Below are 13,695 nucleotides of genomic sequence, written 5' to 3'. Positions count from 1 at the left end.
CGATCGCCTTGCCAAGAAATGCATTGAGTTTGTCTTCGGTAGCGGTCATCGCCAGCTCCTCTGTTCACCGCGGCTCAACGCTAAACCGGTCCGGCGTCAACCGGCGCTGATTTCACATCTCCCGGTTTGTCTACCGGCTACGTACGGCACGCGGTCCCTGCGGTCATCAGACCCTCCGCCGCTCACCGCCCCAGCGTTTCCAGGGTTCTCTAAGGATAAGCCGCTGGACACTGAGGGGCCGTTGGCGTTCGCGGTGACTCCGACACAGAGTTTTGAGAGCCTCGTATCTCGTCTTAATCGAGACGCCGGTAGGCCTCGCCGCCCTGGTCACGGCATCGCCTCGGCCCACGCGATATGTCCTTCGAAGCCAAGCGTTTTCGCCATGTCGCGGTAGCGGTCCCGGTATTCGCGATAGCGGGTTTCGTCACCCTGAGCCCGCGCCAGGAGAGCCCGCAGCCGCAGCAGCCAGATGTCGCGCATCACCAAACCCTCATCGGCTGGCGCGGCCGCCAACCGCTCAATCGCGGCATCGGCTTCGGCCACGTCACTCTCGGTCCCGCGATCCAGCAGTGTCTCCACCAGAACACCCGTCGCAGGAATGCCCCCACGCCAGCAGTTGTCCCTCGCGGACCAGATGGTCGGTGGCGGCGCGCATGAGCGGTATGGCCCCATCGCGATCTCCACGCCGAGCGCTCTCACGTGCCGAGTAGACCTCGACGAGGGGTAGATCGCCCAGGTTGTGTCCCCGGCGTAGGAGGACTTCGCTGATTGCGGTCAGGAGCTTGTTTCCGCGATCGCGCTCGCCAGCCGTGTCGCGGTGCACCAGCGCAATACCCAGTGTCATCCGGGCAAAGACGAACGCGAGATCATCTCCTGATCGTTCGGCAATATGCAAGGCATCCTCGGCCTCGCGGATCGCGTGATCGTCGGGCCTCACCACGCCAAAGAAGATCCCCAAGCCGTTGCTGTAGGTGACGAGTGCGGCGTAGGAGATGGGGTCCGTGTTGCGGGCCATCGTCAGGCCGTGGCGCAGGTCGTTTCGCCATCCAGGATGACCCAGGCAGTAACGGGCGATACCCCGCGTCGCAAAGGCCAACGCCAAGGGACACCCGAAAACGAAGTTGCCTTTAGACGGGTCGCCGTCGGCCAGGTCGATCACTCTTTGTGACCAGCGCAGCACGTCCGCCCACTCGGCGCACTCCATCTTGGCGTAGACCAGCGGCCAGGACAGCCCCACCGTTAAGGTTGGATCGCCGATGGACTCGATGAGGGCCATGGCTTCCGATGCCAGCTGGGAGGCCTCGCGGGTCTGGGCCTGCCACACGTGATCGATCACCAGCCCTGCCATGGCGATGGCCAGTGACGCCTTATCTCCGGCGGCGGTGCACAACTGCCGCAATTCCTCAAAGCGGGCACCAGCGACATGCTCATGGACTCGCCAGGCGATCCCGCACAACATGGTGCGCGGGGCAATGCGCATGGCCGCTCGGTGCGGATCCTCGGCAGGCAATGCGTCGGCGATCCTTTGGGCGCGCTCCCAACTCAGTTGTGCCGCGGCGATGTCGCGGTTGGTCGCCCACGCGGCGGCGCGCATGTGCCAGCCGTAGGCGGCGTGCCCATCACCGGCGGCTTCGAGATGTTCGGCAATCAACGCCGCGTTCTCGTCGGCTGAAGCCGGGTCATGTTCCTGGATCGCGGCGGCCAGCCGCCGGTGCATTTCGGCGCGATCCGACTTGAGCTGTGCTTCGTAGGCCACCGTGCGAATCAGCGGATGGTGGAACACATACTCGGGTTGTCGGGTAAACCTGATCTGATCGATCAGCTCGCCCCCCACCAGGTCTTCCAAGACAGGATCAATCCCCAGCGTTTCCAGTAGATCCCGGCTGAACTTCGCGCCGATGACCGCCGCAGCGCTCAGGGTGCGTTTCGCTTTAGGGTTCAGCCGGTCGATGCGGACGGCGATGGTGGCCTGCACAGTGGCAGGCACGGTGACCTCGGCAGCGTCGACCGTGGAGACGTAAGCGCTGCGGTTGCCGCGCAACACACCACGCTCGGCCAAATCCCGCACCATCTCCTCGGCGAAAAACGGATTACCGGCGGCCCGCTCGGCGATCACGGTGGCCACCCCGCCCACGGAAGGGTCCGGCCCGAGCAGCTGCGAGACCAGTGCCGCAGTTTCGGAATCACTCAGCGGCGCAAGGGCTATCGTCTGAGCACCGGGCACCCGGCTTAGCGCGCCGGTGTATTCGGGGCGGTAGGTGATCAGCACCAGCGACGGCGTCCGCGGATACACCGTTACTAACTCGGCCAGCATGGATTCGCTGACCTCGTCGATCCAGTGCGCATCCTCAACGACAAAGACTGCCGGGACTTTTCGGGCCATCGACGCGGCGTTGATCAACCGCCGCCGCCGCGCATCCGGATCGATCCTCGGCAGCTCCACATCAGGGTCGGCGATGCCCAGCAGGTCATCCAGCAGCAGCATGTCCTCCGGATCGGCGTCCGGTATCAGTGTGCGCACCCGTGCCCGCATCCGCTCACGAGCAGCCGCATCCTCGAGGCCGCGCACACCGGTGGCGGCGCGCAGCAGCCGCGCCACCACACGAAACGGGACATCGGTGGCGTGGGACTCGCAGAAGGTGGAAAACACCTCAACTCCTCGGGCAGTGGCGAGCGCGCTGGCCTCGCGCACCAAGCGGCTCTTACCGATACCGGGTGAGCCCACCACGGTGACGACCGCGCCGTGGCCATCGATGGCGCGCTCCAGTAGGGCCTCGATGGCAGCCATTTCCCAGTGCCGACCGACCAGATTCGACTCAGCACGTCCGCCAGTGCGATGCCCTTCGCCCATGGCCAACAACCGATGGGCGGGTAACGGCGCGTCGGCACCCTTGATCTGAACCAGCTCAGATTCGCCGAGAGTCGCAGCGCCCTCGACAAGTCGCGCGGTCGAGGCGCTGAGCATCACCCCACCCGGCGGCGCCACCGACTCCATCCGCTGGGCCATCCCGACTTGCTCACCAATGGCGGTGTAACCCAAAGCGCCTGAACCGATCTCACCGGCGATCACCTGACCGGAGTTAAGTCCCACCCGCAACTGCAGATCCACACCGTCGCGCTCTCGGACGTCGACGGCGAGCCGCTTGGCCTCCTCCTGAACACCCAAGGCCGCCAGACAGGCGCGAACTGCGTGGTCCTCCAACGCGACCGGCGCACCGAACACCGCCATGATGCCGTCACCGGTGAACTTGTCCACCGTGCCGCCGTAGCGCTCTACAACTGCGGCACAGCGGTCAGCGAGGTCGGCCATGATCTCGCGCAACCGCTCCGCTCCGACGGCAGAGGCGATGTCCATCGAGTGGACCACGTCGGCGAACAACACCGTCACCTGCTTGTACTCCGCCGATCGGCTGACCTGTGTGACTGGCGTGCCGCACTCGCTACAGAACTTGGCTGCCGCGCTCAACTGGCTGCCGCATGACCCACAGGAGAGTCCCGCCGCCGTCAGCGCACCGCGACCGTCCCCGCCATCGTCCACGTCAGTATCGTGTCACCGCTGCTCGGTGATGTCCGTCATATAGCCGTGCCATCTCCGACACGAAGTTTTGAGAGCCTCGTATGTCGTCTGTTTCGAGACTGCGGTGCGGGGACACAGGCTCAGTGTGTTGGCCCCCTGACATGTGTTGGTCAATCGGTCAGCTGGCAATCAAGCCTCGGAAGGCGCAGTCAGCCAGAGAGATCGCGTCGGCCTGGCCGATGATGTGGCCGCGCAATTCGGGATGGTTGTCGAGGTGCGAATGCGCGTGTTGCTGGTCAGTGTGGAAGGTGATCGATCCGCAGAGGGTATCGGCCGGGGTTCCGGAGCAGTCGGTTTGTGCGATGACGACGACGGCGGTGGCGGGTTGCCATGTCCATTGGTCGCTGTGGCGGTGGATGCGGATCGGTGTCCCGGTGTCGGGGTCGGCTGAGTCGATGACGCCGTCGGTGCCGGTCATCAACGGGATGCCCAGCGCGTCGACCGGAGGGTGGCCGGTGAGGCGGACGGTGTGGCCGGTGGGTTGGCGCGAGAAAGGGTAGGCGACCTCGATTTGTCCGTCGGGTGCGCTGTGCACGAGGTCGGCGCTGCCAAGTTGGTGCAGGGCATCGTCGAGGTCGACGCCGAGCGCGGCAGCGGTCGGGCGCAGATCGTCGCGATGGACCTGGCCGCTATCACGGAAGCCGCGCAACACGGCTCGGTGGAGTTCTCGGATCGCGGGCGGCAGCTGCTCGGCGGAGGCTGCGACCGACTGGGGGCGTCCGACTGGTCGGGCATTAATTACTCCGTTGACTGTCAGTTGAATTGCTGACCAACACCTCCACCGTGCTGGAACGCAAACTCACCCTGGAACACCGGGTGCGGTTCAACACCACCAGCATTCACCGCTACGACTACAAAACACTGACCCGTGACGCGGCGGTGGCCTACTTCGCCGGGGTCCGTGAAGTGCTGCCATTCACATCCACCTTCATCGCCAGCGAGGACAAGCCGGTCTTCGATTTCGCCATGTACGACCCGACGCAGTGGGTGACCACCAACACCACCCAGCTGGCCTCGGGGCCCACCACGGCGGCCGGGGAGATCTACCGGATCTCCGACTCCAGCTTCGATGTCTCCCTGGTCAACTGGATCGCCTCCCCGGCCGACGGCAGCTGGACCCAGGATCCCACCCACGGCCACTACGCCCTGGGATCGGCGATGGTGGGGGCAGACGAGCGCGACAAGGATCTGCTCTCCACCAAGCTCTCGGTGAATCCCGGTGACGCGATCAACTTCTCCTGCTGGGTGAAATGGGCGTCGTTGGTCGTCACCGCTGGCGAGGTGGGCATGTTCATCGGCGCGGTGACCTACCTAGCCGACGTCGAGGTCGACGAGGAGGTCGTCGCCGCGATCTCCTACCCGAACTGGACCGCCAACCCCAACAGCACCGACCTTGCGGGCATTGACAACTCCGGCTTCACCAACCTGAGCGGCACCTGGACCGTCCCGGACGGCGTCGACACCATCCGGGTGAAGCTGGCCATCACCGATCAGGCCCACTCCGGGACGGTGTGGTTCGACCTGGTCGAGATCGAGGACGCCACCTTCGTCACCGGCACCGTCTACAAGGACTTCCAGACTCAGTCGACATTCGCCAAGGCACAGGTGGAGTTCCGCGATTCCGGGCTGATCCGATCGGACTCGATGTGGGCCGACATCATCCCGGACAGCCAGAACATCAGCGACACCCAGCTGGCCTACTACGTGGACACCATCCCCGACGTCATCCCCGGCGGTATGTGGGGGGACACCATCAAGACCTGGGCGTCGACCACGGCGGACTGGGGTGACCCCTTCGCCATCGTCTCCATCACCATCGACGGCAACCGGGTCTACCAGGGCAACAGGGTGATTCACTTCTACCGCGCGCCGCTCTACGGCGAGGCGGGGCTGATGGTCCGGCAGTTCACCAACTGGGTTCCGTTGGGCCTGTTCCGGATCGGCTGCGTGGTCTACAAACCGTTCCAGAATTCCAACCAGATCACGCTGCGGCTGCGCCGGATCTCCGACGGCGTGTTCATCCATGAGGAGACGATCACCGTGCCGACCGGCCGCTGGTTCGAATATCAGACGGCGTTCATGGAGATACCGAATACCGAGGACCAGGAATACCAGGTCGAACTCACCCTCTCCGGCGACGAAGAGGATGAGCTGTACCTGTCAGACCTGTACTGCGAAATCGCGCGGGCCCGTTATTTTGTCCGGCTCGGCGGCGTCGGCACGCGAGATGCTGGCGGTGCCCGAGTGGCAGCGATACAACGGGTCGGACTCCGACCAGACCACGCTCTCCCGCATCACCGCCGAGATGACGTCCTCATCCCAGTCGTGCACCCGCATCCACCGGCCCGGTTCGGACACCCGGGGGAACGTCCCGGCCCGACGCATCGACCCCGGCGACCCGCCGGTGGTAAAGGCCGTTGCCTGCGCCACCGTGGGCGTCAAGACGGCGAACTCGTCGAGTTCGTCCAGCGGGATGGCCCGGCTACCCCACAAGGTGGGCCACCAGTTCGCCCGCCCGATCAGCACGGCCAGCGCGGGCACCGTGACGGTGCGGACCAGGAACGTGTCAACCAGCAGCCCGATCCCGATGATGAACCCGGCCTGCACCATGCCGGAGATGTTGCCGAACAGCAGCCCGAACATGGAGGCAGCGAAGATCAACCCGGCCGAGGTGATCACCCCGCCGGTGGTCCCGACGGTTTTGATCACCCCGGCGCGCACATCGTGCGGGGATTCGTCACGCACCCGCGAGATCAGCAGCATGTTGTAGTCCGCCCCGACCGCGACGAGAACGATGAACGCCATCCCCGGCACACTCCAGGACAGTGGGTGCCCGCCGATGAACTGGAACACGATCACCCCGATCCCGAGCGCGGACAGGTAGGAGATCACCACCGAGGCGATCAGGTGCAGCGGGGCCACGATAGCGCGCAGCAGCAGGGCCAGGATCAGGAACACCACCGCCAGTGTGACGATCATGATGAACCGCAGGTCGTGGTTGTAGTAGTCGTGGAGATCGTTGTTGAGCGCCGGGAACCCGGTCACGGAGATTGTCGCGTCGGCCAGCTCGGTGTTGGGTTGGGCGTCGCGCGCCACCGTGGTCACACGCTTTACCTGATCCATCGCCTGGGTGCCGAACGGGTTCAACTTGGTTTGGAACAGGTAGCGCACCGTGTGCCCGTCCGGGGAGACGAAGATCTTCGCGGCCTGCCGCAGGTCGGTATCCCGCAACGCTGACGGGGGGATAAAGAACCCGCTCATCGAGGTGGACCCGCCGGTGTCGTGTTTGAGCCCCAGCAGCAGCTGCGACGCGGTTTGCAGACCGTCGGCGATCTTGTTGGTGGAGTCAACCAGGTTACGCACCCCATCCGACAGCTGCGCGCTGCCGTTGGCTAGCTGGTCGGCCCCGGACTGCATCTCCGCCAGCTGACCGCGCGCCGACGTACCGTGCAGGCTGGCCAGGTCACCCAGCGTGGAGTTCAGCTCGCCGCGCAGGCCATGCACCGTCGAACCGATCCCCGCCGTCTCCGGGGTCTGCGGCAGCTGATCCGCCAGACGACTCAACTCGTCCAGTGTCCCGTCGTGGGCAATGTCGTTCAGCATCGAGGTGGCCTGCCTGACTCGGGGATCATCGGCGATATCGGCGATGTTGGCGGCGCTCGCCGCCGCCGCGCGCACGTCGCCGCGCACCTCGGCGAGCGAGTCGGCTAGCTGTTGGGAGCCGGTGGCGAGCCGGTCGAGATCGGCCCGGCTGTTCTGAATGCGGGTGGCGGCGTCTCGCAACCGCGATCCGACCTCACCGGCCTGGAACGCGACGTTGGCCTCCTTCGGCGGGTGCCCTTCCGGGCGGGTAATACCACGCACCGTCCCCATCCCCGGTATCTGAGACACCCGGTACGCCATCTGCTCCAAATCGGCTAGGGCTTGCGAGGTCCGCAGATCATGCGGCGAGGAAATGACCAGATACTCCGGGATGGTCTCGTTGAGCGGGAAGTGCGCACCAAGCACGGCATAGCCCCGATTACTCGGCACCGAGTTGGGCATCGACTGGGTTGCGTCCCAATCGAACTTGACGAACAGGCCGCAGGTCGCCAGGACAGCGAGCACCGCCACGCTCGCTGTCAGGTAGGTGGTGGGGCGACGGACCAGCGCTTCACCGAGCCGATGCCAGAGGTGGGTAGTCAGGTCGCGGCGCGGCGTGACCCAGCCGCGCCGACCGGCGAGCACCAGGATGGCGGGCAGCAGGGTAAACGCGGCCAGCACACCCACCGCGACGGTGATAGCCAGCGCGGGACCGACCGTGGACAGCAACCCCAGCCGGGCGAAGGACATGCACAGGAACGTGACCGCCACCGTCGCCCCCGACGCCGCGATCACCTTCCCGACAGCTGACAGCGCCTCGGCCACGGCGGTATCGGAATCCGATCCGGCCCGTATCCGTTCGTGGTAGCGGGAGATCAGGAACACCGCGTAGTCGGTTCCGGCCCCGGCCATCATCGCGGTCATCAGGATCACCGTCTCGTTACACACCCCGAGCCCCACCTGGGACAGCCCGGACACCACACCCCTGGCGGTCATCAGGCTGGCCCCGATGGTGAGCAGCGGCAGCATCATCGTCAGCGGACTGCGGTAGACGATCGCCAGGATGAGCAGCACCAGCACCCCGGTCGCGATCTCGATGCGCTGCATATCTCGGTCGCTGACATCGTTGACATCGGTGACGGTGGCCGCTGGCCCGGTCATGTTGACCGTCAGCCCGGAGCCGCCGGTAACCTGCTGAACGATCGTGGTGACCCGACGATAGGCGTCATCACCGACCGGGGTGTTCAGCTCCCCGGCCAGCCCGACCGGCAGCACCCACGCCTTATCGTCCTTACTCGTCACCGTCTCCCGCAGCGCCGGGGTGCTCACGAAGTCCTGCAGCATTTTCACGTCCCGGCCGTCAGCGTGCAGCGCGCCCACCAGTGCCCGGTAGGTGCCCTCGTCGGCGGGGGTCAGCCCGCCGTTGTCGGTGAGCACCACCAGCAGCAGGTTGTCCTCACCGGATTCATGGAACGCATCCGACATCCGCTGCGCGGTCACCGTGGAGGATGCCGACGCCGGGATCAGCGGCACCGGGTGTTGCCGGATCGCATCCCCCAGCGGCGGGAACGCCAGGAACAGCGCGGTCGGTATCGCCAGCCACAGCGCGATCACCAGAACCGGCCACCGGGTGACCAGCCTGGTGATCCAGGTGAAGATCTGGAATCGTTTGCGCAACACAATCTTTCGCTTTCTCCAGTGATGACAAGTCGTCACCAGTCGACGATGACCAACATCTCGTTGTCGTCAACGTCGTTGTCCGTCATCGGCGGATCGGGCGCGAGAGACACCGAGTAGCTTTCGCCGCCCGGTAGCTGGGCGCTCGCTGTGTCGTTGCCGGGCGGCAGCGGCCCGGCATTGCCTGGGTCAATAGTCACCGGAGCCGGAGCAGGAGGAGCAGGAGCCGGGTCGGCGTGCGCCGGAGCTGCCCAGTTGATGAGCGCGAGCGCCGTCAGCGCCAGCAACGTCCACCTGATTTTTGCCAGTTTCACTATCATTGTCGTGCCTTTCTTGGGTTATACGGCGGCGATAGGCCGGAGCTGGGCGTAGTACGCGAACGGCACCCCGATCCGGTCCACCACCTCGAAACCGGTCGCGTTGGCCCGGTTCATCAACGTGATGGCCGGGATGTAATGCCGGTCAAAGAACTCCCCCACCACGAGCCGCCCGGTCGGCTTGAGCACCCGGTGGAACTCGCGCAGCATCGACAGCGGCTCCGGGATCTCCCCCAGCGCCGTCACCACGTAGGCGGCATCGAACTGATCGTTCATGAAGGGCAGATCGCGGGCGTCCGCCAGCGTCGCCACGATGCCGGGAACGTGCTTGGCCTTCGCGCGGCGCATCACCGCGTCCAAGAACTCCTGCTGGATGTCGACGATGTCCAACTGGCCGGTGGGTGCCACCTGGCGTGCGACGTGCAGGGACTGGCAGCCGGTGCCGGGACCGATCTCCAGCACCCGGTGGCCCGGCTGGAGGGCAAGCAGCGCGTCGAGGCGTTTGTTGGTGAGGAACGGCAGTTGCAGGTCGAGGACCCAACTGCGCCACCCCGAGTACGGGTAGGGTGCCTCGTCGGTGATCGTGCTCATGGCGGTTGCCCCGGCAATGCCGAGCGCTGCCACACCCGCGATCTTTGTGCTGATTTTCATTGTTGGTTGTCCTTTTCCTTTGTCCTGGTCGGCTCTGTACCGACCTCAGTTCGTTGATCGAGCGGCAACACCAGTTCCTGGCCAGTGCCCAACCCCAGCTGGCAGTCGTATCTGTCGAAGTGCCAGCGGCACACGTAGGCCCACATGCCGCCACCCCACCGGTGCGCGGCCAGCCATGCCTCGGCATATGCCGGTACCGTCTGCCCCGCCCCGTAGCACACATCACAGTCCGGGATCGCCAGCACCAGGGTCTTAACCGGTGACTTGTAGATCTCCCGCCGATGGCGCAGCCGCGCCCAGAATGCCTCCCACCTCACCTGCTTGACCTGGGTGGGCGACACGCCGGGCTTAGCCCAATCCTGACAAGGTGAGATACCGAAGCCGTCTGCTTCGAGTGCTCCCGGCTCTCGGGTACGGTGCTGGTCGCTCATCGGTAGATCTCCACCAGCCGCCATCAGTAGTAACTCGGGCAGAAGTGCCACTCGGCGCTCCACACCACGACCTTGGCCTGGTTGACGGTGGGGTTAAGACCGGGTGTCTGAGCCACGGTCGCGACCAAGGTCTCGCGCAGCAGGGTGCCGTCCTTGGCCCATTCGTGGCCGGTCGCGTGTGGAGCGATCATCGTCATGACGCCGCCGCGATCGGCGAATTTGCGGTACTCATCGTTGTTTCCCCATCTGTGTCATGGCGGAAGGATGGCCACCGGGTCAGGTCAAGTTCCGCGATGGGAATCGTCACTCGCGTTGGGGTAGGACGAGCTCAGTAGCGCGCCACTGCAATCTCGCCCGGTTTCGGGGCGGTGATACTTAGTCGCGATCTTGAGCTGCCGCTTGCCCGCTGCCCAGGCGGCAACGGTCCCGCGTCGTTCGCGGTTCAAACGATGGACGGTGCCGATATTGCCGGCCCAGCGACCAAACGTGGTGCGAACGCCGCACGTCAGTGGCAGTCGTGGTAGCGGCCGTCTGTTGCCTTTTGCGCCGCAACGAGTTTCGCCTCAGCTATGCGGTAGAGGCCGTCCAGGGCGGCCCGGTCGACGTTGACATACTGGCAGATCACGTCGGCGGCGACGGCGGCGTCGCGCAGTCTCAATGCCAGCGAATACGGTAACGGCAGCCGGCGTAGCGCCCGCTCGCGTTGGCTGAGTTCATCGGCCATTTGAGCAGCATGCATATGCGGCGATCGTGCCGAGTCAGTATGGCGATATGAAATCATCGCCGACGCCGAGCGCACACCTTCAGGGCGCGACGTTCACTATGTTCGCGCCCTGTGGCTGGGTATCAGTGCGGCGAGTTCGTCGCGGCTGGTGGTTCCGGTCTTTAACATGGCCCGGTAGATGTGGCTTTCGACGGTGCGTACGGAAAGAGTCAGTCGCTCGGCGACTGCGCGGTTGGACAACCCCTCACCGATCAGCATCACGATCTCTCGTTCGCGATCGGTCAACGGCACGGGTTCGCTTGCCTGACGAAGCGCGGGAGTCCATGCGCCGCCACATTCTTCGGCCAGCTTATCTGCGCGTGTCGCGCATCCCAACGCCGATCCCCGTAGGCCCTGCCTGCGATACGCGAGGGCGGCTTGGGCGGCGGCATCGACGGCGGCAACGAGGTCGCCCATGCGCTCGAATTCTTCTGACACCGCGGCCAATTCAGCGGCGTCGTCGTCACTCAGGGCGGTCGAAAACCGCGCGGCGACGCCAACGCGTGGCCCCTCGACGATCCCTTCGAGCTCGCGCAACCGGGGTGCGCTGGAACGGTCCCCGAACTGGCTCGCGGTCTGCAGGCAGATCACTTCCGCCGCGAATTGACCCTTAGCTGAAGCCTTTTTGGCCGCCGACAACAAGACAGTGATCGCCTCACCCACGGCGCCCTGATTAGCAGCCACCCAGGCCCGGGCCAGGCTCCGCTCATAGTCCAGCGAGCGGAACGGACGTCGCAGCTTGTCGACCGCGGCAACCGCGGTAGCCGCCTCCACGGTTGAACCGCACATCGCGAGTGCCGTCACGCGCGGGACTTGATAGCGGTATCCCCAGCCCAAGGCGTGCGTGGCGGAGAGTCCCACTGCTGCCTGTTCGAGCAACACACCCCCGGAATGAAGGTGTCCGGCACCAAGGGCGGCCCGACCCGCTACGGCAGCACCGAGCAATTGAGCCGCCCCCGGAAGGTCGGCCGCCTGCCAGCGCACCTGCTCGGCCACATCAAGGGCTTCCGCAACCCGGCCAGCCAGCAGCAGCGCGCTGACGTGTGCGTCAGCGATGTTGAACCTCATGTGCGGAGCGTCGAGGGAGCGTGCCGCGACGGTATATCCCGCGTCCGCGACGGCCACGGCTTCAGTGGTGCGTCCGGCATCCGCGGATATGTCAGCCAGGACCTTCGGATTAAGATCAGCACGGCACCAAACAGCAGGGCGAACAACACACCGGCCAGTGCGGCCGCACGGGGTGTCGTCAATAGGCGAAGGCTGGGCTGAGACGCCATTGTCATGGTGTCATCCTGTCATCGGGCTTGCGCGGCAGGCGGGCTTTCACCGTCTACCTTCGACCAGCCGCAGCCAGCCGATACATCGGCCCAGAAATCTCAGACGAGTTGCCCATTTGCACCGTCATTCGCCGATGCAGACGAACTTGCCCGCAGGGGGCTGACCGGGGCTGCGATGAGCTACTCGGGACACGCGCGTCCCGGATGTGCGATTGACTTAATCCGACCAGCTTGCTGGCGTCACGTTGGGCCTCCTGTGCGGTGGCCCTGCCCTGTCTTACCGCATCACGCGTCGCAATTCCCCGCGGCGCCGCCATGAAACCTCAAACGGGGCATTTCGTGGTGGGATGGCAAGAGGCCTACTGCTCGGCGCGTGCCCAGCCCTCCGCCGGTGGACACTCCTCCGATCCCGCGCGGCGGCGGGCCCGATCCCGCCCCTTCGTATGGCTGCCCGCTATGCGGCGGGGATCACCCAGCGACAGAAGACTTCCGGCTGACCTGTGTCAGCCATCGGCCCAGGAGTACTCCGACTCCTGGTGGAAGGCTTCGGTATTTGGCGAACGCCGGGTGATCCGGGCACGTCGGTGACCTGCTCGTAGGACGGCACGGTCGAGCCGTAGAAATCGCGTACCGCGACCGAGCCCAGCACGCAGGCCCGTCGGCCAGCGCGTCGGCGGCGGTGCGCCCCCGAACGTGGCCTCTAAATGCCAGGCCAGCCCTTAATCGTTCCATTCCTGCTGCGCTTTGAGTGTGACGATGAGCCGCCGAGGAACGCCAGCGCGATGGCACCGACGACCGCCGAGGACGGCAAGCGCGACGGTGACGAGTGCAGCACCGGCCATGGGGGCACGTCGAGCCAACTTTCGACTGGACACTTCGCGACCACAGAACCGGGCAGCATCTTGGCGACGCGATCGTGAAAGCGCTGTCGGCTAAACTATTTGGCGGCGAGCCCATCGGATTGGCGCTGGACCAGTACCGCAGGCAAGTGGGCCAACTGAACACCGAATACTTTTCCGTGCGAAGCGATCTCGCGGCGGGCGACAGGACGGTGTTGAAGGAACTCACCCGGCTGCGGCTCGTTTCGCTGGACCGGCAGGCGCTGGTGGTGCTGGGTGACCCAACGGTGGCCCTGCCGAGCGTGTTCTAACCGATCCCTGTGACGCCAACACGTTCGCGCTCTCATCCTGACAGTGGACCACGAGTTCAGGACACCATTGGACCACTACACCGCGACCAGTCCGACGCGTGAGGGTTTCTACGCCAAGTTCAGTCGTCATGTCTCAAATGTGACCTTGAGCTCAACCAGTCAGCGCATCACTGCAGGCCGATGATGATGTGCTGGTGGAGGTCGGGATGGGTGTGGGTCCGGTTGGGTTTGACGTCGAGCAGCAAGCGCTGATTTGGGCGATGTGGCGGC

10 protein-coding genes and 2 pseudogenes are annotated in these 13,695 nt (G+C 65.2%); 1 reads left to right on the top strand and 11 read right to left on the bottom strand.

Annotated features, from left to right (window positions below; translation table 11 throughout):
* Positions 1-327 precede the first annotated feature (327 nt).
* From ACLQI9_RS14885 to ACLQI9_RS14835, 11 genes and pseudogenes are all read right to left on the bottom strand, one after another.
* Positions 328-3,508: pseudogene (locus ACLQI9_RS14885) on the bottom strand (adenylate/guanylate cyclase domain-containing protein).
* 187 nt (positions 3,509-3,695) lie between these two features.
* Positions 3,696-4,226 (bottom strand): organomercurial lyase, encoded by a 531-nt coding sequence (gene merB, locus ACLQI9_RS14880; protein WP_442391833.1) that lies wholly within the window; start codon positions 4,224-4,226, stop codon positions 3,696-3,698.
* Between the two features lie 490 nt (positions 4,227-4,716).
* On the bottom strand, positions 4,717-4,872 hold the full coding sequence (locus ACLQI9_RS14875; protein WP_442391832.1) for a hypothetical protein: 156 nt from the start codon (positions 4,870-4,872) through the stop codon (positions 4,717-4,719).
* A 16-nt stretch (positions 4,873-4,888) separates the two neighbouring features.
* Complete coding sequence (locus tag ACLQI9_RS14870; RefSeq protein WP_442376772.1) at positions 4,889-5,602, bottom strand: hypothetical protein; 714 nt, start codon at positions 5,600-5,602, stop codon at positions 4,889-4,891.
* Between the two features lie 462 nt (positions 5,603-6,064).
* Positions 6,065-8,776 (bottom strand): annotated as a pseudogene (locus ACLQI9_RS14865) (MMPL/RND family transporter); the annotation flags it as partial.
* Positions 8,777-8,871: 95 nt separating this feature from the next.
* The gene (locus ACLQI9_RS14860) at positions 8,872-9,150 is read right to left on the bottom strand and encodes a hypothetical protein (RefSeq protein WP_442391831.1); all 279 of its coding nucleotides are present in this window, start codon (positions 9,148-9,150) and stop codon (positions 8,872-8,874) included.
* Between the two features lie 24 nt (positions 9,151-9,174).
* On the bottom strand, positions 9,175-9,804 hold the full coding sequence (locus tag ACLQI9_RS14855) for a methyltransferase domain-containing protein (protein ID WP_442376768.1): 630 nt from the start codon (positions 9,802-9,804) through the stop codon (positions 9,175-9,177).
* Positions 9,801-10,235: a hypothetical protein gene (locus ACLQI9_RS14850; protein WP_442376767.1), complete on the bottom strand. Its 435-nt coding sequence runs from the start codon at positions 10,233-10,235 to the stop codon at positions 9,801-9,803. The genes ACLQI9_RS14855 and ACLQI9_RS14850 overlap by 4 nt, the downstream gene beginning before the upstream one ends.
* A 23-nt stretch (positions 10,236-10,258) precedes the next feature.
* Positions 10,259-10,432, bottom strand: a complete 174-nt coding sequence (locus ACLQI9_RS14845; protein WP_442391830.1) for a hypothetical protein — start codon at positions 10,430-10,432, stop codon at positions 10,259-10,261.
* A 308-nt stretch (positions 10,433-10,740) separates the two neighbouring features.
* A complete protein-coding gene (locus ACLQI9_RS14840; RefSeq protein WP_442376764.1) occupies positions 10,741-10,959 on the bottom strand; it encodes a hypothetical protein in 219 nt (72 codons plus the stop codon).
* A 96-nt stretch (positions 10,960-11,055) separates the two neighbouring features.
* Positions 11,056-12,123 carry a helix-turn-helix domain-containing protein gene (locus tag ACLQI9_RS14835; protein ID WP_442376762.1) on the bottom strand — a complete coding sequence of 356 codons (1,068 nt, stop codon included), beginning with the start codon at positions 12,121-12,123 and terminating at the stop codon, positions 11,056-11,058.
* 978 nt (positions 12,124-13,101) lie between these two features.
* Here ACLQI9_RS14835 and ACLQI9_RS14830 point away from each other — a divergent pair.
* Complete coding sequence (locus ACLQI9_RS14830) at positions 13,102-13,425, top strand: hypothetical protein (RefSeq protein WP_442391829.1); 324 nt, start codon at positions 13,102-13,104, stop codon at positions 13,423-13,425.
* The last annotated feature ends 270 nt before the right edge of the window (positions 13,426-13,695 follow it).

Source organism: Mycobacterium sp. (assembly GCF_052143115.1).
Taxonomy (GTDB): domain Bacteria; phylum Actinomycetota; class Actinomycetes; order Mycobacteriales; family Mycobacteriaceae; genus Mycobacterium.
This window is presented reverse-complemented; position numbering and strand designations above follow the sequence as displayed.